Consider the following 18,817-nt stretch of genomic DNA (forward strand, 5'->3'; position numbering starts at 1 on the left):
CATGTCCGCTACTCCCCGTTACATGCTTGGCGTCGATATCGGCACCACCAGCACCAAGACCGTCGTCTTCACTCTCGACGGCAAGGTGGTTGCCCAGCACGCGGAAGAGTATCCGGTGCTCTGCACCGAACCGGGCATGGCCGAGCAGGACCCGCAGCAAATCTATGAAGCCGCGCTGGGCTCGATCGCCGGCGCGGTGAAGGCCGCCAAGGCGGCGCCGCAAGACGTCGCCGTGCTGTCCTTCAGCGCCGCCATGCACAGCGTGATCGCGCTGGACGAGGGCAATGGCCTTCTTTCCAACAGCATCACCTGGGGCGACATCCGCGCTTCGCTCTGGGCCGAGCGCATCAAGAAGGAATTCGACGGCAACGCCATCTACCGCCGCACCGGCACGCCGATCCACCCAATGTCGCCGCTGTGCAAGCTGATGTGGATGCGCCACGAGAAGCCGGAAGTGTTCGGCAAGGCCGCGCGCTTCGTCGGCATTAAAGAGTATGTGCTGTTCCGCCTGTTCGGCGAATGGGTGGTGGACCACTCGATCGCCTCGGCCACCGGCATGTTCAACCTGCGCGAACTGGGCTGGGACAAGGAAGCGCTGGCGTTTCTGAAGATCGATGCCGCCCAGTTGCCCAGGCCGGTGCCGACCACCCACCGCCTGCCGGCCTTGCCGGCGGACATGGCGCAGCGCCTGGGCCTGTCGACCTCGACGCCCTTCATCATCGGCGCCAACGACGGCGTGCTGTCCAACCTCGGCGTCAACGCCATCGAGACCGGCCACGTGGCGGTCACCATCGGCACCTCCGGCGCCATGCGCACCGTGATCAACGAGCCGCTGACCGACCCGCACGGCCGCCTGTTCTGCTACGCGCTGACCGAGAAGCACTGGGTGGTCGGCGGCCCGGTCAACAACGGCGGCAACATCTTCCGCTGGGTGCGCGATGAACTGGCGACCGCCGAGGCCGCCTCCGCCCGCGGCGAAGGCGTCGACCCCTACGAGGCGCTGACGCGCATCGCCGAGAAGGTGGCGCCGGGCGCCGAAGGCCTGCTGTTCCATCCCTTCCTGGCTGGCGAACGCGCGCCGCTGTGGAATGCCGACCTGCGCGGTTCCTTCTTCGGGCTGGGCCTGCACCACGGCAAGCACCACATGATCCGCGCCGCGCTGGAAGGCGTGATCTTCAACCTCTACAGCATCCTGCCGGCGCTGGAAGACCTGGTCGGCCCCACCAAGCGCATGATGGCCACCGGCGGCTTCGCCCGTTCGGCACTGTGGCGCCAGATGATGGCCGACATCTTCAACCGCGAAGTGATGGTGCCCGAGAGCGTGGAGTCGTCCTGCCTCGGCGCGGCCGTGCTGGGCGCGTATGCGCTGGGCCTGGTGGATTCGCTGGAAGCGATTTCCGGCATGGTCGGTTCCAACCACCACCACGCGCCGGATGCGCGGGCCGTCAAGGTCTACGGCCGCCTGCAGCCGATCTTCGCGGCGATTCCGGCCAAGCTGGAAGCCGAGTACCACGCCATCGCCGCGTTCCAGCGCGAGATGGTCAAGCCTGAATAAAACCAATAAAACAAAACACCACCGACAAAAACACCACCGACAACAGGAGAAGACATGACAGTGAAGACGAGCGCCTTGCCCGCAGGACTGAAGGAATTTTCGCTGGAGGGCAAGCTGGCCCTGATCACCGGTTCTTCCGGCGGCATTGGCCTGGCGCTGGCGCGCGGCATGGCGCAGGCGGGCGCGGCGATCGTGCTCAACGGGCGCGATGCCGGCAAGCTGGCCAAGGTGGCGCAGCAGTTGCGCGAGGAAGGGCACACCATCCATGAATCCAGCTTCGACGCCACCTCGAACGAGGCGGTCAAGGTTGCGGTGCAGAAGATCGAAAGCGAGATCGGCGCCATCGACGTGCTGGTCAACAACGCCGGCATCCAGCGCCGCAATCCGCTGGAGGATTTCAAGGAATCCGACTGGCACGACATCATCAACACCAACCTCAACAGCGTGTTCTACGCCGCGCAGGCGGTGGCGCGCCATATGATTCCCCGCGGACGCGGCAAGATCATCAACATCTGCTCGGTGCAGAGCGAACTGGGCCGTCCCGGCATCGCGCCGTACGCCGCCACCAAGGGCGCGGTCAAGATGTTCACCAAGGGCATGGCGATCGACTGGGGCAAGTACGGCCTGCAGGTCAACGGCCTCGGCCCCGGCTACTTCAAGACCGAACTGAACATGGCGCTGGTCAACGACCCGAAATTCTCCGACTGGCTGATCGGCCGCACGCCGTCGCGCCGCTGGGGCGATGTCGAAGACCTGGTCGGCGCCGCCGTGTTCCTCGGCAGCGACGCCTCGCGCTTCGTCAACGGCCACATCCTCTATGTCGATGGCGGCGTCACCGCCACCCTTTAAGTCTTTCAAGCACAACAACCAGGAGACCACCATGCAACAAGGCATCGTCATCCACGCGCCGCACGACCTGCGCATCCAGGAACTGGAAACCGGCGCGCTGCAGCCGCAGCAGCTGAAGGTCAAGGTCAAGGCCGGCGGCATCTGCGGCTCCGACCTGCATTACTACCATCACGGCGGTTTCGGCGTGGTGCGCATCAAGGAACCGATGGTGCTGGGCCATGAAGTGTCGGGCCAGATCGCCGAAGTCGGTTCCGGCATCGCCGATATCAAGCCGGGCACCCGCATCGCGATTTCCCCGAGCCGCCCTTGCGGCGCCTGCAAATACTGCCAGGAAGGAAAGCAGAACCACTGCCTGGACATGCGCTTCTACGGCAGCGCCATGCGCATGCCGCACGTGCAGGGCGCGTTCCGCCAGGAAATCGTGATCGAGCGCGCCCAGGCGCACGTGGTGGCCGACCACGTCAGCGACGGCGAAGCCGCGATGGCCGAGCCGCTGTCGGTGGCGCTGCACGCGGTGCGCCGCGCCGGCCCGCTGGTCGGCAAGCGCGTGCTGGTCACCGGCTGCGGCCCGATCGGCGCGCTGGTGGTGATTGCCGCCCGCCGCGCCGGCGCCCTGGAAGTGGTCGCCACCGATGTGGCCAAGATGCCGCTGGAAACCGCCGTCAAGGTCGGCGCCGACCGCGCCATCAACATGGCCGAGACGCCCGACGCCCTGAAGGAATACGCCGCCGACAAAGGCACCTTCGACGTGCTGTTCGAAGTCAGCGGCAACGAGCGCGCGCTGGTCGGCGCGCTCGAAGCGCTGCGTCCGCAAGCCGTCATCGTGCAGGTGGGCTTGGGCGGCGACATCAATTTCCCTGCCAACCTGCTGGTGGGCAAGGAGCTGGACTGGCGCGGCGCTTTCCGCTTCCACGAAGAGTTCGCGATGGCGGTGGAGCTGATGAACAAGAAGCTGGTGGATGTGAAGCCGCTGATCACGGCGACTTATCCGTTCGAGAAATCGGTGGAGGCGTTTGAGATCGCCGGCGACCGCTCGAAGATGATGAAGGTGCAGATCAGCTTTGCCTGATGATTGCTGGCATCGCCAATAAAAAATCCCGGCTGCGTGCCGGGATTTTTTTCGTCTTTATGTCAGAAAACGGAGCAGGGTATTCGCGACCGCCTGAACGTCGCTGGATCCTGACTTTCGTCAGGATGACGGCGAGGTGTGGAAGAGTTTCGGCCTTACCCTATCGCCGTCATCCCGGCGCAGGCCGGGATCCAGCGTCGTTCGTCGCGCGACGCGGGCCGTCGGGCCGGCTTTGCCTGTTACTTCAACGCCTCGACGATCTTCTCCAGCTTGACCGCATCGGCCGCGAACAGGCGAATGCCCTCAGCCAGCTTCTCGGTCGCCATCGCATCGGCGTTCAATGCCAGGCGGAACGCCTTCTCATCCAGCGTCACGCGTTCGATCGCGGCTGCTTGCGCGGCTTCCTTGCTCAGCTTGCGTTCCACCGGCGCATCCGTTTCGGACAGCTTTTGCAGCAGTTCCGGGCTGATGGTCAGCAGGTCGCAGCCGGCCAGCTCGACGATCTGCGAGGTATTGCGGAAGCTCGCGCCCATCACCTCGGTGGCGTAGCCGAACTTGCGGTAGTAGTTGTAGACCGCCTTGACCGATTGCACGCCCGGATCGTCGGCGCCGGTGTATTCCTGGCCGGTCGATTTCTTGTACCAGTCGTAGATGCGGCCGACGAACGGGGAGATCAATTGCACCTTGGCCTCGGCGCAGGCGATCGCCTGCGGCAGCGAGAACAGCAAGGTCAGGTTGCAGCGGATGCCTTCCTTTTCCAGGATCTCGGCGGCGCGGATGCCTTCCCAGGTGGAGGCGATCTTGATCAGCACGCGCTCGCGCTTGATGCCGGCTTCCTCGTACAGGCGGATCAGTTCGCGGCCCTTGGCGACGGTGCCTTCGGTGTCGAAGGACAGGCGCGCGTCGGTTTCGGTGGACACGCGGCCCGGGATCAGCTTCAGGATTTCCAGGCCGAAGGCGACCAGCAGGCGGTCGATCACCTGCTCGGTGCTCTTGCCGGCATGGGTCTTGACCACCGCCTCGGCCAGCGGCTTGTACTCGTCCTTCTGCACCGCCTTGAGGATCAGCGAGGGATTGGTGGTCGCGTCCTGCGGCGCGAAGGCCTTCATCGCCTGGAAGTCGCCGGTGTCGGCCACGATGGTGGTGTGCTGCTTCAACTGGTCAAGCTGGCTCATGGGATGTCCTGGTTGCTAAGTTGGAAAGAAATGCGATGACGCCATTGTACGCAATTGCCGAGGACTGTCTGTCGGCGAACGCCTGATCCTGGATCAGCTTGGGTTGCAGTACGGAATCAGCGGAAGAACGAGTCGAACTGCATGTCGAACTTCTGCAGCGACTTCTGCGCGTTCTGCATCTTCTTGCGGAATTCCGGGCCGCGCCGCAATGCCAGTCCGACCGCCAGGATGTCGATCACCACCAGGTGCGCCAGGCGCGCCGAGATCGGCGTGTAGGGGTCGATGTTGAAGGACAGGTCGATCGGCACCAGCACCGTGGCCAGTTCGGCCAGCGGCGTGCCGGACGGGCCCAGCACGATGATGTCGGCGCCGCCTTTGCGCGCCAGCTGGATCGAGCGCAGCAGCGCCGCGTTGCCGCCGCGCTGCGAGATGGCCACCACGCAATCGCCGGCCTTGAGCAGCGAGGCGGCGATGCTGTGGATGTGCGGGTCGGAGTAGGCCACGGTCGGCACGCCGGAGCGGAAGAACTTGTGCTGGGCGTCGTTGGCCACGATACCGGAGGTACCCTGGCCGTAGAACTCGATCTTGTTGGCGCGCGCCAGCACGTCCAGCGCCAGCTGGATCGCGTCCGGGTTGAGGTGGTTGCGCAGGTCGAGCAGGGTGTTGATCGAGCGGCTGCAGATCTTGTTGACCAGGTCGGCGGCGAGGTCGTCCTGGGCCAGCGTCTCGTCCGCGCCCGGCAGCGCCAGCGCCAGGCTTTGCGCCAGCTTCAGCTTGAAGTCGTGCCAGCCCTCGTAGCCGATGGCGCGGCAGAAGCGGATCACGGTCGGCTCCGACACTTCCGCGTTCTTGGCCAGCGCGGTCAGGTTCTCTGCCAAGGCCAGCTGCGGATTGGCGAGCACGGTCGCGGCCACCTTCTTCTCCGACTTCGAGAGGGAGTTGATGTGGGTGCGGATGGAATCGAGCAGCATGGACATGTCACAAGCTCCGCGTCAAACCTCGGGCAGCGCTTCTTCGCGCCATTGCAGGCCGTCGCGGCCGATCAGCGCGCTGGCGGCGGCCGGGCCCCAGGTGCCGGCGTTGTAGGGGATGGGGTCGGATTCCTGCTGTTCCCAGTGTTCGAGGATCGGCTCCACCCATTCCCAGGCGGCTTCCAGTTCGTCGCTGCGCATGAACAGGGTGAGATGGCCGCGCAGCACGTCCAGCAGCAGGCGTTCGTAGGCATCCATGCGCGGGGTCTTGAACTTCTCGCGGAAGTCCAGTTCCAGCTCGACCGGGCGCAGGCGCATGCCGTCGCCGGGCTGCTTGGCCATCAGGTTCATATGCAGGCCCTCGTCGGGCTGCAGGCGGATCACCAGGCAGTTGGGCAGGGTGGAATTCTGCTGCGCGAAGATCGAGTGCGGCACGCTCTTGAAGCGCACCACGATCTCGGCCAGCGAGTCGGCCATGCGCTTGCCGGTGCGCAGGTAGAACGGCACGCCGGCCCAGCGCCAGGTGTCGATCTCGGCCTTGACCGCGACATAGGTCTCGGTGCGCGATTCCGGGTTGGCGTCGGCTTCCTTGCGGTAGCCCGGCACTGGCGTGCCGTTGACGTGGCCGGAGCGGTACTGGCCGCGCACCACGTTCATGGCCAGCGTGGTCGGGGTGAAGCGCTTGAGCGAGCGCAGTACTTTGAGCTTTTCGTCGCGCACGGCGTCGGCCGAGTTGGTCACCGGCGGTTCCATGGCGACGATGCACAGCAGTTGCAGCAAGTGGTTCTGCAGCATGTCGCGCAGCGCGCCGGAGGTGTCGTAATAGTCGAAGCGCCCGCCCACGCCGAGCTCTTCGGCGATGGTGATCTGCACGTCGGAAATCCATTCGCGGCGCCACAGCGGTTCGAACAGCACGTTGCCGAAACGCAGCGCCAGCAGGTTCTGCACCGCTTCCTTGCCGAGGTAGTGGTCGATACGGAAGATCTGCGATTCCTCGAAGTACTGGCCGACTTGCTTGTTGATGTCGCGCGCGCTGGCGAGGTCGCGGCCCAGCGGCTTTTCCAGCACCACGCGCGAGCTGGGCGTCACCAGCCCGGCCTTGGAGAGGTTCTCGCAGATCGAGGCGAACAGGCTGGGCGGCGTGGCCAGGTAGAACACGCGCGGCAGGCCGGCGGTGTCGCGCAGCGCTTCCTTCAAGTGTTCGAAGCTGGCGCCTTCCTTGGCGTTGACCGAGGCATAACGCAGCCGCGCGGCGAAACGCTCCCAGACGGCGGCATCCAGGTTGGCCGCGGGGATGTGCGGCCGCGAGTCTTTCTCCACCAGTTTCAGGAAATCCTCGCGGGTCTTGTCCTCGCGGCCGATGCAGACGATGCGCGCATCCGGCGGCAGGTCGCGGGCGCGGTCGCGCGCGTACAGCGCCGGCAGCAGCTTGCGCATCGAGAGGTCGCCGGTGCCGCCGAATAAAACCAGGTCGAAATCGGAAATAGCCATGATGTAGGTTGGGTGGTCTGCGTTGTTTATCCAGGCCGGCGCGTCTGCAACGTGCGGCGCCGGCGATCCGTCATTGTTGCTGGGCCTGCCTGGCCAGGGCGATCAGGGCATTGGTCGAGGCATCGTGCAGGGCCGGGTTGGGTTCGGCATGCAGTTCGCCATGGATGGTCTTGGCCAGTACCTTGCCCAGCTCCACGCCCCACTGGTCGAAGCTGTTGATGCCCCAGATCGCGCCTTGCACGAAGGTCTTGTGCTCATACAGCGCGATCAGCGAGCCCAGCGTTGCAGGGGTCAGTTCGGGCAGCAAAATGGTGTTGCTCGGGCGGTTGCCGTCGAAGGTTTTGTGCGGCAGCAGCGCGTTCAGTTCCGCCTCGTCCAGGCCCTGCTTTTGCAGGTCGGCGCGCACCTCGTCGGCATCCTTGCCGCGCATGAAGGCTTCGGACTGGGCGAAGCAGTTGGCCAGCAGCACCTGGTGGTGGCCGGCGATGTCGTGCGAGGGCTTGAGCACGGCGATGAAGTCGATCGGCGTAATGTCGGTGCCCTGGTGCAGCAACTGGAAGAAGGCGTGCTGGCCGTTGGTGCCGACGTCGCCCCAGATGAACGGACAGGTGGCCACGCCCACGGCGGTGCCGTCGCGCGTGATGCGCTTGCCGTTGCTTTCCATCTCCAGCTGCTGGAGATACGCCTGGAAATAGCGCAGGCCGTGGTGGTAGGGCGCGATCGACAGCGATTCGCTGTTGAAGAAGTTGCGGTTCCAGATGCCGATCAGCGCCTGGATCACCGGCATGTTGGCTTCCAGCGGGGTTTCCTGGAAATGGCGATCCATCGCGTGGGCGCCGCCGAGGAACTGGGAGAAGTGCTCGAAACCGACCATCAGCGCGATCGACAGGCCGATCGCCGACCATACCGAGTAGCGGCCGCCGACCCAGTCCCAGAACGGGAACATGTTGGCGGGATCGATGCCGAAGGCGGATACTTCCTTCGCATTGGTCGAGACCGCCACGAAGTGGCGCGCCAGGTCGGCCTCCTTGCCGTGGCGCAAGAACCATTGGCGCGCCGACTGCGCGTTGAGCATGGTTTCCTGCGTGGTGAATGTCTTGGAGGCAACGATGAACAGCGTGGTCTCGGGATCGACCCGGGACAGCACCTCATCGAGGTCGTGGCCGTCCACGTTGGAGACGAAGTGCGCCTTCAGGCGCGCATGGCTGAACTGGCGCAGGGCGGTGCACACCATCTGCGGGCCGAGGTAGGAGCCGCCGATGCCGATGTTGACGATGTCGGTGATCTCGCGCCCGGTGTAGCCGCGCCATTGCCCGCTGCGCACGCGTTCGGTGAATTCGCGGATATGGCCGAGCACGGCCTGGACGTCTGCGCCGACCTGTTGTCCGTCCACCTGCACGGAGGACGCGCCGGCCGGTGTGCGCAATGCGGTGTGCAAGACCGCGCGATGTTCGGTAAAGTTGATTTTCGCGCCGCTGAACATGGCGTCGCGCAGGGCTTCCACCTGGCGTTCGCGCGCCAGGTCCAGCAGCAGCGACAGGGTTTCGGACTGGATGCGGTTCTTGGAGTAGTCCAGCAGCAGGCCGGCGGCGCGCACCGACATGCGTTCGAAACGGTCGGGCTGCTGCGCGAACAGCTCGCGCATGTGCCAGTGGATGGCTTGTCCGGCGTGGTGCTGCTGCAGGGCTTTGAATGCTGCCGTGTCGGTCAGGGCGGTGGTGTGCATGTTTTCAGTGTTGTTGAAGGCCGTGGCATGGCGGACATTTTTCGACTTCGGACACGGCTGAATTCTTGGGTACGACGTATGAACTATACATCAAATGTCCTGATAATGGTAATTTCACTACAGTTTATGACGGATGAGTGACATTTCCCGCTACAAAAGGAAATAAGCTGTTCCGCTTGATGGCGCAGGGTTTTGGAGCATAATTGAGCCTCTTCGGTAAAACGGGTGCTGCGGCGCGCCATCGAAAAGCTAAGTATCTGATTTTATTTGTTGAAAATTGTGTAGTAAAATTACATTGTTATCGCTAACAGGAACCGACAATGCCTCTCAACGCTACCTTAGCCAGTGTCACCCGACGCATCGCCGAACGTAGCCGTCCCTACCGGACCGCCTACCTCGAACGACTGGAAGCAGCCCGCCGCAAGGGCGTGCAGCGCGGCGCGCTGGCATGTACCAACCTGGCCCACGGCTTCGCCGCCTTCCCGGCCAACGACAAACTGAAGTTGAAGGAAGACAAGGCGCCGTCGCTGGCCATCGTCTCCGCCTACAACGACATGCTCTCGGCGCACCAGCCGTTCGAGCGCTTCCCCCAGATCCTCAAGCAGGCCGCGCGCGAAGCCGGCGCGGTGGCGCAGTTCGCCGGCGGCACGCCGGCCATGTGCGACGGCGTCACCCAGGGCCAGACCGGCATGGAGATGTCGCTGTTCTCGCGCGACGCCATCGCCATGGCGACCGCCATCGCGCTCTCGCACAACATGTTCGACGCCGCGCTGTACCTGGGCGTGTGCGACAAGATCGTGCCGGGCCTGTTGATCGGCGCGCTGCACTTCGGTCACCTGCCGGCGGTGTTCGTGCCGGCAGGCCCCATGACCAGCGGCATGAGCAACAGCGACAAGGTCAAGATCCGCCAGCTCTACACCGCCGGCAAGATCGGCCGCGCCGAGCTGCTGGAAGCCGAATCGCAGTCCTACCACGGCGCCGGCACCTGCACCTTCTACGGCACCGCCAACAGCAACCAGATGCTGATGGAAGCGATGGGCCTGCACCTGCCGGGCGCCGCCTTCATCACGCCCAACACGCCGCTGCGCGACGCCCTGACCGCCGAAGCCGCGCGCCAGGCCGCGCGCATCACCGACCAGGGCGCGCAATATACGCCGGTGGGCCGCATGATCGACGAGAAGTCCATCGTCAACGCCATCGTCGCGCTGCACGCCACCGGCGGCTCCACCAACCATACGCTGCACCTGGTGGCCATCGCCAAGGCGGCCGGCATCGTGATCGACTGGGACGATTTCTCCAAGCTCTCGGCCGTGGTCCCGCTGATCACCAAGATCTACCCCAACGGCACCGCCGACGTGAACCACTTCCACGCCGCCGGCGGCACCGGTTTCGTGCTGCGCGAGCTGATCGACGCCGGGCTGATGCACGACGACGTCACCACCATCCTCGGCCAGGGACTGCGCCAGCATTGCAAGGAGCCGATGCTGGACGGCGAGGCGGCCGCAGGCCAGGTCGGCAAGGTCAAGTGGCAGGACGTGCCGGAAAAGAGCGGCGACGAAAGCGTGCTGGGCACCGTGGCCAAGCCGTTCTCGGCGGATGGCGGCCTGAAGCTGCTGCAGGGTAACCTCGGCCGCGCCGTGATCAAGATTTCCGCCGTCAAGCATGAGCACCGCGCGGTGCAGGCCCCGGCCGTCGTGTTCCATTCGCAGGAAGCCTTCATGGCCGCCTTCAAGGCCGGCGAGCTGGACCGCGACTTCGTCGCCGTCATCACCTTCCAGGGCCCGCGCGCCAACGGCATGCCGGAATTGCACGCGCTGACCCCGGCGCTGGGCATCCTGCAGGACAAGGGCCGCCATGTGGCGCTGGTCACCGATGGCCGCATGTCGGGCGCATCGGGTAAAGTACCGGCTGCGATCCACGTCACGCCCGAAGTGCTGGGCGGCGGTCCGCTGGGCCGCGTGCGCACCGGCGACATGATCCGCCTGGACGCCGAGGCCGGCGTGCTGGAAGCGCTGGTGCCGCAGGCCGAATGGGAGCAGCGCGCCAACGACAGCGCCAACCTGTTCGACAACCAGCACGGCATGGGCCGCGAATTGTTCGCCATGTTCCGCAATTCCGTCGGCACCGCGGAAGAGGGCGGCGCCACTTTCGGTTTGCCGCCGATTTTTGAGAAAGAGAAAGCAACGGTATGAAGACCACACTGGAAATCATGCGCGCCTCGCCGGTCATCCCGGTGATCGCGATCGACAAGTTCGAACACGCCATTCCGCTGGCCAAGGCTTTGGTCGCGGGCGGTATCCGCGTGCTGGAAATCACGCTGCGCACCGAGCACGGCCTGCCGGCCATCCGCGCCATCGCCGAGTCGGTGCCTGACGCCATCGTCGGCGTCGGCACGCTGACTTCCCCGGAAGAGTTCGTCGCCTCGCGCGATGCCGGCGCGGTGTTCGGCGTTTCGCCCGGCCTGACCCCGGCGCTGATCGAAGCGGCCAAGAGCAGCGGCCTGCCGCTGCTGCCCGGCGTGATGACGCCGTCCGAAGTGATGGCCGCGCGCGAAGCGGGCTTCCGCCAGTTGAAGCTGTTCCCGGCGGTGCCGGCCGGCGGCATCGGCATGCTCAACGGTATCGCCGGTCCCCTGGGCGACGTGTCCTTCTGCCCCACCGGCGGCATTTCGCAAGAAACCGCGCCGCAGTTCCTGGCGTGCAAGAACGTGGTCTGCGTGGGCGGTTCCTGGCTGACCCCGAAGGCGGCCATCGATGCCGGCGACTGGGACAAGATCACCGAACTGGCCCGCGCGGCCAGCGCGTTGAAGAAGACTTAAGCAGCTTCGTTCCAGCCAAAAGAAAACGGGCGGTACCGATTCGGTACCGCCCGTTTTCTTTTGTGCTGAAAAACTTACCCGGCCTGTGCGGGCGCTTGCGCTTGCTGGTTATTGCGGTAGGCCACGATCAGCAGCAGGATGCCCAATACGATCATCGGCACCGACAGCATCTGCCCGGCCGAGATGGTGATGCCGGCGAAATGCACCTCGTAGTCCGGCACGCGGAAGTATTCGGTGAAGAAGCGGGCGCAGCCGTACAGCAGCGAGAACATGCCGGCCACCGCCATGCGCGGGCGCGGCTGGCGCGCGAAGAACCACAGGATGACGAACAGCAGGATGCCGTCCACCAGCATCTGGTAGATCGGCGACGGGTGGCGCGGGATGTTGTCGACGTTGGGCCAGATCATCGCCCACGGCAGCGACGGGTCGGCGGCGCGGCCCGGCAGTTCGGCGTTGATGAAGTTGCCCAGGCGGCCGGCGGCATAGCCCAGCGGCACCATCGGCGCGATGAAGTCCATGATGTCCATCAGGTGGCGGCCGCGCTTGCGGCCCCACAGCCACATCGCCAGCAGCACGCCGAGGAAGCCGCCGTGGAAGGACATGCCGCCTTTCCAGACCGCGATCATGTCGGCCGGATGGGCGAAGTAATACGCCGGGTTGTAGAACAGGATCTCGCCCAGGCGGCCGCCGATGACCACCCCCAGCACGCCGTAGAACAGCATGTCGTCCAGGTCCTCCTTTTTCCAGCCGGCCGCGGCGATATGCGGCTGCTTGATGCGGAGGCGGCCGAGGGCGATGAACTGGGCGAAGGCCAGCAGGTACATCAGGCCATACCAGTGGACGGCGAGCGGGCCGATCTGGAGGGCGATCGGGTTGGGCATGGGGTGGATCAGCATGAATTCGGTCTTTCAGTGATAGGCGAGGCGGGGGAGGCTTGGAGCATGCGCTCCCGTAACAAGTTCAGGCGGATGGCTCCAGCAATTCGAGGAAGGCGCGCAATACGGTCGACTGGCTGTCGCGCCGCCAGGCCAGGCCGGTCTGGATCTCTGGCGTCGGATCCGACAGCCGGCGGTAGTCGACCCCCGGCCGTTTCAGGTTCGACACGGATTGTGGCACAAGCGCCATTCCCATGCCAGCCGATACCAGGCCGACGATGGTCTGCATCTGGATCGCCTCCTGGCCGATGTGCGGCGTCAGGCCGGCATCGCGGAAGCAGGACAGGATGGTGTCGTGGAAAGCCGGCGAGATGCGCCGCGGGAAGATGATCAGCGGCAGCTCGCGCAGGCTTTTCAATGCGACGGCATCGCGCCCGCGCACGGTACCGGCGGGCAGTGCGGCGATCAGCGGTTCCGACAATACCGGGCGATAGTCGAGCACGGCGGCCGCCTTGTCAGGCAGCGGCGGCAGCAGCAGGCCGGCGTCGATCTTGCCTTGCATCAGGTCTTCCAGCTGGATGTCGGTAGTGGCTTCGCGCAGGTCGATCTGCACCTGCGGGTAGCGCGCGCGAAAACGCTGCAGCAGCGGCGGCAGGATGCTGTAGTCGGCGGTCGAGATGAACGACAGCGACAGCAGGCCCGAGGCGCCGCTGGCGGCGCGCCGCGCCAGGTCGGGCAGGGCGGCGGCCTGCTGCAGGATGCGCTGGGCCTCCGGCAGCAGCGCTTCCCCGGCCGGGGTCAGCGCCACGCTGCGCTTGGTGCGCAGGAACAGCGGCGTGCCCAGCATCTCCTCCAGCGCGGCGATGGCCTGGGACAGCGGCGGCTGCGTCATGTGCAGCCGGATGGCGGCGCGGCCGAAGTGCTTTTCTTCGGCGACGGCGGCGAAGTAGCGCAGTTGGCGCAATTCCAGGCGGGGGTCGGAGGACATGGCGGGGCGGTTTCCTGATATATCCGGCGTATTAGTTGTCGATGAATAATATATTTGACAGGCGCTTGCATACAAGCGCAATCTAGGTCTCCCCAGCCAGAACTCCTTCCCGCCAGGCATGGCTCCATTCCCATTCCCGGGCGGGCGACGCAGAGAGTTCGCCTTGTTCACCCAGGAGACCCCATGCCATACAACCGCCGTTCCAGGAACATTACCCAGGGCGTTTCGCGCAGCCCCAACCGCTCGATGTATTACGCGCTGGGCTACGAGAAGGACGACTTCGACAAGCCGATGATCGGCGTGGCCAACGGCCACTCCACCATCACGCCGTGCAACTCCGGCCTGCAGAAGCTGGCCGATGTCGCCATCTCGGCCATCAAGCAGGCCGGCGCCAATCCGCAGGTGTTCGGCACGCCGACCATCTCGGACGGCATGTCGATGGGCACCGAAGGCATGAAGTATTCGCTGATCTCGCGCGAAGTCATCGCCGACTGCATCGAGACCGCCGTCAACGGGCAGTGGATGGATGGCGTGGTGGTCATCGGCGGCTGCGACAAGAACATGCCGGGCGGCATGATCGCGCTGGCGCGCACCAACGTGCCAGGCATCTACGTCTACGGCGGCACCATCAAGCCGGGCAACTGGAAAGGCCGCGACCTGACCATCGTGTCGGCCTTCGAGGCGGTGGGCGAGTTTTCAGCCGGCCGCATGTCGCAGGAGGATTTCGACGGCATCGAGCGCAACGCCTGTCCCTCTTCCGGTTCCTGCGGCGGCATGTACACCGCCAACACCATGTCGTCCTCGTTCGAGGCGCTGGGCATGGCGCTGTTGTATTCCTCGACGATGGCCAACCCCGACGACGAAAAGACCGGCTCCGCCGCCGAATCGGCGCGCGTGCTGGTGGAAGCGGTCAAGAAAGACATCAAGCCGCGCGACATCATCACCCGCAAATCGATCGAGAACGCCGTCGCGCTGATCATGGCCACCGGCGGCTCGACCAACGCGGTGCTGCACTACCTGGCCATCGCCCATGCCGCCGAGATCGAATGGAGCATCGACGACTTCGAGCGCATGCGCAAGAAAGTGCCGGTGATCTGCGACCTGAAGCCCTCGGGCAAGTACGTCGCCACCGACCTGCACCGGGCCGGCGGCATCCCGGCCGTGCTGAAGGTGCTGCACCAGGCCGGCCTGCTGCACGGCGACTGCCTCACCATCACCGGCAAGACGCTGGCCGAGGAACTGGAAGGCGTGCCCGCGCTGCGCGCCGACCAGGACGTGATCCACCCGATCGACCGGCCGCTGTATGCGCAGGGCCACCTGGCGATCCTCAAGGGCAACCTGGCCACCGAAGGCTGCGTGGCCAAGATCACCGGCCTGAAGAATCCGGTGATCACCGGCCCGGCGCGCGTGTTCGACGACGAATACAGCGCCATGGACGCGATCCTGGGCGACAAGATCAAGCCGGGCGACGTGCTGGTGATGCGCTACCTCGGCCCCAAGGGCGGCCCCGGCATGCCCGAGATGCTGGCGCCGACTTCGGCGCTGATCGGCAAGGGGCTGGGCGAGTCGGTCGGGCTGATTACCGACGGCCGCTTTTCCGGCGCGACCTGGGGCATGGTGGTCGGCCACGTGGCGCCGGAGGCGTTCGTCGGCGGCACCATCGCGCTGGTCCGCGAAGGCGACTCGGTCACCATCGACGCCCACCGGCAACTGATCCAGCTCAACGTGCCCGAGGCCGAGATCGCGCAGCGCCGCGCGGCCTGGCAGCAGCCGGCCCCGCGCTATACGCGCGGCGTGCTGGCCAAGTTCGCGGCGCTGGCGTCCACCGCCAGCAAGGGCGCGGTCACCGGCTGAGCGCCGTGAAGCCGTTCCCGCCGCGATCTGTCGACATGGGATTTGATCTATGACAGATATACGTGGCGGCAGATGATGAGGAAGTCCCGAAGGCGGGTAGAATAGGCCCGCCTGCGGACTTCCCCGCATCCCTTGCGAGCCGGGGACGGCTTGTGCCAGTTGGCGCTGCCCGCGCCTTCGCAAGCAAGGAAGCGCATGAGGCGCGCCAAGAATTCTGAGGAGATCCTATGAAATACCTGCTGTTGATCGCTACCCTGGTTGCCGGATCGGCCATTTCCGCCGAAGCGCTGGCCAATCCGCAACTGGCCAAGTCCAAGAACTGCATGGCTTGCCATTCGGTCGACACCAAGGTGGTCGGCCCCGCCTTCAAGGATGTGGCCAAGAAATATGCCGGCCAGAAGGATGCCGAAGCCAAGCTGACCCAGAAGGTCCTCAACGGCGGCGGCGGCGTGTGGGGCGCGGTGCCGATGCCGGCCAACAAGGCCCAGGTCAGCGAAGCCGAGGCGCGCGAGCTGGTGAAGTGGGTGCTGTCGCTGAAATAAGCGGCAGGCATGACAGATTTTGCAGCATGACATCGCGAGGCCCGCGGGCCTCGCTGGTCGATGAGGTTGAGGAAACGCACTGCGTTTCCTCTTTTTATTTGCGCGCCCGCCAAGGCGCATTTGTCGCGGCAGGTCAGTAGACGTCGCGGCGGTAGCGGTTCTGTTCGATCAGGTCTTCGACCGCCCGTTCGCCCAATGCCTCGGCCAGCGCCGCATCGACGCCGGCGGCCATGCCGTCGAGGCTGCCGCAGACATACACCACGGCGCCATCGGCGATCCAGCGGCGCAATTCCTCGGCGGCTTCGCGCAGGCGGTCCTGTACGTAGACGCGTTCACCCTGGTCGCGCGAGAAAGCCAGGTCCAGCCGCGCCAGCTTGCCGGCGGCCAGCCATTGTTCCAGTTCGTCCTGGTAGAGGAAGTCGCAGCGGCGGTTGCGTTCGCCGAACAGCAGCCAGTTGCGGGTCTGGCCTGCATGGATGCGCGCGCGCAGGTGGCCGCGCAGGCCGGCCATGCCGGAGCCGTTGCCGATGAAGATGGCCGGCGCATTGCCTTCGGCCGCTGCGAAGTTGGCATTGGCGACCAGGCGCACATCCAGCGTGGCGCCCACCTCCGCGTATTCGGTCAGCCAGCCCGACGCCAGGCCCAGGCCATCCTCGTGCCGCGTCTGGCGCACCAGCAGGTGCAGCGCGCCATCCTGCGGCACCGACGCCACCGAGTAGCTGCGCGGGGCCAGCGGCTGCAGGGTGTCTGCCAAGGCTTGCGCATCGCGGGCATGGGCGGCGGCATAGCCGGCCGGCAGCACGCTGCGCGCCAGCAGGTCTTGCAGCGGCAGGCGCACGCCATGGTGCTCGACGATGGCGGCGCCATCCAGCCGCAGCCGCTGCTGCAGCAGCGCGATGCGGTCAGGGGCGTGGCGCGGCAGGATTTCCGCCAGCGCGCCCGGCTGCCATGCGTCATGGGCGGTATCGCCGCGTTGCAATTCGATGTGGAAGATCGGTTCGCCCTGGCTGCCGGGGTTCAGCTGCAGGCGCTTCGAGAGCGACCAGGCTTGCCAGCCGGGGTGCGGCTGCGCGATGGACGGCGCTGAGGCCGTGGCGGCAGCAACAGCGGCGGGGCTGAGGATGCCGTTGCCGGCCAGCATCCGTTCCCATTGCCGCAGCGTGGCGCCATCCATGCGGTCGACTTCCAGCAGCGGGAACAGGGCCTTGGCGCCGCGATTGCGCAGCCAGTGGTCGAGCGTGTGGCCGAAGCCGCAGAACTTGACGTAGTTGCGGTCGCCCAGCGCCAGCAGCGCGTATTCGACGTGGGCCAGCGATTCTCCCGTCGCCAAGCGCAGGCGGCGCTCGAAGGCGCGCGCGCTGTCCGGCGCTTCGCCTTCGCCGAAGGTGCTGGCGATGAACAGGATGCGCGGGTGGTGGCGCAGTTTTTCCGGCGTCATGCGCGCCAGCGGCTGTACCGTGGCTTCGGCGCCGGACTGGCGCAGCAGGGCGGCGGTATGCAGCGCCATGCGTTCGGCCTGGCCGGTTTGCGAGGCGTAGGCCACCAGGTAACGGCCGGCTTGGGCGCCTGCATCGCTTGTCGGCGCCGCAGCGGCCGCCGCCTGCGCCAGCGCGGCGCGTTCGGCGCGCAGCGCCGCTTTCTTGCGGCGGCGGTCGAGGTACAGCATCCAGCCGGTGATGCCGAACAGCGGCATCATCAGGCTGGCGATGGCCATGACGATGCGGCCGGGCAGGCCGAAGAAGGTGCCCATGTGCAGCGGGTAAATGGCGGCGATGAATTTGCCGCCGGCGCTTTTGTCCTCGTACCGTTCCAGTTGCCTGACTTCGCCGTTTTGCGGCAGCACCGTCATGCGGCTGCGCGCGCGCTCGTGCGGAGCATGTTCGTCGAGGAAGAAGATCTGCACCGGCTGCGTCGATTTCTCGGGCAGGCGCAGCTGGGCGTTTTCGTAACGGGGGGCCTTGGCCAGGAAGGTGTTCCAGGCCAGCGTCAGGTCCAGCGGCGCTAAAGCCTCGTCCTTGTCCTTGCGGTCGTTGCCGCCGCCGCGTCTGGCCTGCGGCGCGCGCTCTTCGCCGGCCAGGGCGTTCACGCCTTGCTTGAACCAGTCGAGCGACCAATAGGCGCCGGTGGTGGCGAAGATCACATACATCACCAGCGACCAGGTGCCGACGACGGAATGCAGGTTCCACAGGAAGGAGCGGCCTTGGAGTTTGAAGTCGAGCCGGAACCAGGCCCGCAGCGACAGCGGCCGGCGCGGCCAGCGCAGGTACAGGCCGGACAGCGCCAGCGTGAGCAGCACCAGCGCCAGCGTGCCCAGCACGATCTTGCCGGTCTCGGTGGGCAGCAGCAGCCAGCGATGGAAGCGTTCCACGATCTCGAAGAATTCCATGCCGGTGGCCTGGCCCAGCAACTGGCCGGTATAGGGATCGGCGTACACCGCTTCGCCGCGGCGCACGCCCGGCGGCGGCGCGAACACCACGCGCGCGGAAGCGCCCGCTTCGGACTCCACCGACAGCACGGCGACGCGGCGGCCCGGTTCGGCGGCGCGGATCTTTTCCAGCAACTGCTGCGGCGTCAATGGCTGCTGCTCGCGTACCTTCACATGCATCACGCCCGGGCTGAGCGCATCCATGATCTCTTCGCGGAAGGCGAGGACGGCGCCGGTAACGCCGATGGCCATGAGGATGGTGCCGGCGGTGATGCCGATGAACCAGTGGATTTGGAACCAGATATTCTTGAACATGCTCGTGCGGCGTTGGGCTGCGGGTTGGTGGCGCAGCTATTGTTGTTCGATGTCCGGCGGGCGGATACGCCCGGTTTTTCCCGCCGGGAAAATCTTCCGCAGGTCCATCGCAGGCAGGAAATGCGGGTAAGGCGCCATTATAGATTATTAGAAATGATAATGAT

14 protein-coding genes are annotated in these 18,817 nt (G+C 65.7%); 7 read left to right on the top strand and 7 right to left on the bottom strand.

Annotated features, from left to right (window positions below):
* Position 1: 1 nt before the first annotated feature.
* From gntK to J7548_RS12275, 3 genes are read left to right on the top strand one after another with little or no spacing between them, the layout of a single operon-like run.
* A complete protein-coding gene (gntK, locus tag J7548_RS12265) occupies positions 2 to 1,555 on the top strand; it encodes a gluconokinase (protein WP_290974862.1) in 1,554 nt (517 codons plus the stop codon).
* A 54-nt stretch (positions 1,556 to 1,609) separates the two neighbouring features.
* On the top strand, positions 1,610 to 2,404 hold the full coding sequence (locus tag J7548_RS12270) for an SDR family NAD(P)-dependent oxidoreductase (RefSeq protein WP_290974863.1): 795 nt from the start codon (positions 1,610 to 1,612) through the stop codon (positions 2,402 to 2,404).
* Between the two features lie 31 nt (positions 2,405 to 2,435).
* Positions 2,436 to 3,473: an L-idonate 5-dehydrogenase gene (locus J7548_RS12275; protein WP_290974864.1), complete on the top strand. Its 1,038-nt coding sequence runs from the start codon at positions 2,436 to 2,438 to the stop codon at positions 3,471 to 3,473.
* Positions 3,474 to 3,712: 239 nt separating this feature from the next.
* Here the strand turns inward: J7548_RS12275 and tal are convergent, their stop codons facing one another.
* From tal to pgi, 4 genes are all read right to left on the bottom strand, one after another.
* Positions 3,713 to 4,648 (bottom strand): transaldolase, encoded by a 936-nt coding sequence (gene tal, locus J7548_RS12280; RefSeq protein WP_290974865.1) that lies wholly within the window; start codon positions 4,646 to 4,648, stop codon positions 3,713 to 3,715.
* Between the two features lie 116 nt (positions 4,649 to 4,764).
* A complete protein-coding gene (locus J7548_RS12285) occupies positions 4,765 to 5,619 on the bottom strand; it encodes an SIS domain-containing protein (protein ID WP_209607375.1) in 855 nt (284 codons plus the stop codon).
* A gap of 21 nt (positions 5,620 to 5,640) precedes the next feature.
* Positions 5,641 to 7,110, bottom strand: a complete 1,470-nt coding sequence (gene zwf, locus J7548_RS12290; RefSeq protein WP_290974866.1) for a glucose-6-phosphate dehydrogenase — start codon at positions 7,108 to 7,110, stop codon at positions 5,641 to 5,643.
* Between the two features lie 70 nt (positions 7,111 to 7,180).
* Complete coding sequence (gene pgi, locus J7548_RS12295; protein ID WP_290974867.1) at positions 7,181 to 8,836, bottom strand: glucose-6-phosphate isomerase; 1,656 nt, start codon at positions 8,834 to 8,836, stop codon at positions 7,181 to 7,183.
* A gap of 320 nt (positions 8,837 to 9,156) precedes the next feature.
* Between pgi and edd the strand changes: the two genes are divergently transcribed.
* Together edd and J7548_RS12305 are read left to right on the top strand one after the other, a co-directional pair.
* Positions 9,157 to 11,028 carry a phosphogluconate dehydratase gene (gene edd, locus J7548_RS12300; RefSeq protein WP_290974868.1) on the top strand — a complete coding sequence of 624 codons (1,872 nt, stop codon included), beginning with the start codon at positions 9,157 to 9,159 and terminating at the stop codon, positions 11,026 to 11,028.
* A complete protein-coding gene (locus tag J7548_RS12305) occupies positions 11,025 to 11,654 on the top strand; it encodes a bifunctional 4-hydroxy-2-oxoglutarate aldolase/2-dehydro-3-deoxy-phosphogluconate aldolase (protein ID WP_290974869.1) in 630 nt (209 codons plus the stop codon). The genes edd and J7548_RS12305 overlap by 4 nt, the downstream gene beginning before the upstream one ends.
* 74 nt (positions 11,655 to 11,728) lie before the next feature.
* Here the strand turns inward: J7548_RS12305 and lgt are convergent, their stop codons facing one another.
* Together lgt and J7548_RS12315 are read right to left on the bottom strand one after the other, a co-directional pair.
* A complete protein-coding gene (gene lgt / locus J7548_RS12310) occupies positions 11,729 to 12,550 on the bottom strand; it encodes a prolipoprotein diacylglyceryl transferase (RefSeq protein ID WP_290974870.1) in 822 nt (273 codons plus the stop codon).
* A gap of 64 nt (positions 12,551 to 12,614) precedes the next feature.
* The gene (locus J7548_RS12315; RefSeq protein ID WP_290974871.1) at positions 12,615 to 13,517 is read right to left on the bottom strand and encodes a LysR family transcriptional regulator; all 903 of its coding nucleotides are present in this window, start codon (positions 13,515 to 13,517) and stop codon (positions 12,615 to 12,617) included.
* 183 nt (positions 13,518 to 13,700) lie between these two features.
* On the opposite strand from J7548_RS12315, the gene ilvD reads away from it, so the two are divergent.
* Positions 13,701 to 15,371 (top strand): dihydroxy-acid dehydratase, encoded by a 1,671-nt coding sequence (ilvD, locus tag J7548_RS12320; RefSeq protein ID WP_290974872.1) that lies wholly within the window; start codon positions 13,701 to 13,703, stop codon positions 15,369 to 15,371.
* A 227-nt stretch (positions 15,372 to 15,598) separates the two neighbouring features.
* Entirely contained in the window at positions 15,599 to 15,913 is a 315-nt protein-coding gene (locus J7548_RS12325; RefSeq protein WP_290974873.1) for a c-type cytochrome, read from the top strand.
* 133 nt (positions 15,914 to 16,046) lie between these two features.
* On the opposite strand, the gene J7548_RS12330 is transcribed toward J7548_RS12325, so the two are convergent.
* Entirely contained in the window at positions 16,047 to 18,653 is a 2,607-nt protein-coding gene (locus tag J7548_RS12330; RefSeq protein WP_290974874.1) for a sulfite reductase flavoprotein subunit alpha, read from the bottom strand.
* Between the last annotated feature and the right edge of the window lie 164 nt (positions 18,654 to 18,817).

It is taken from the genome of Herbaspirillum sp. (genome assembly GCF_017744395.1).
In the GTDB taxonomy this organism is placed as follows: Bacteria; Pseudomonadota; Gammaproteobacteria; order Burkholderiales; family Burkholderiaceae_D; genus Herbaspirillum.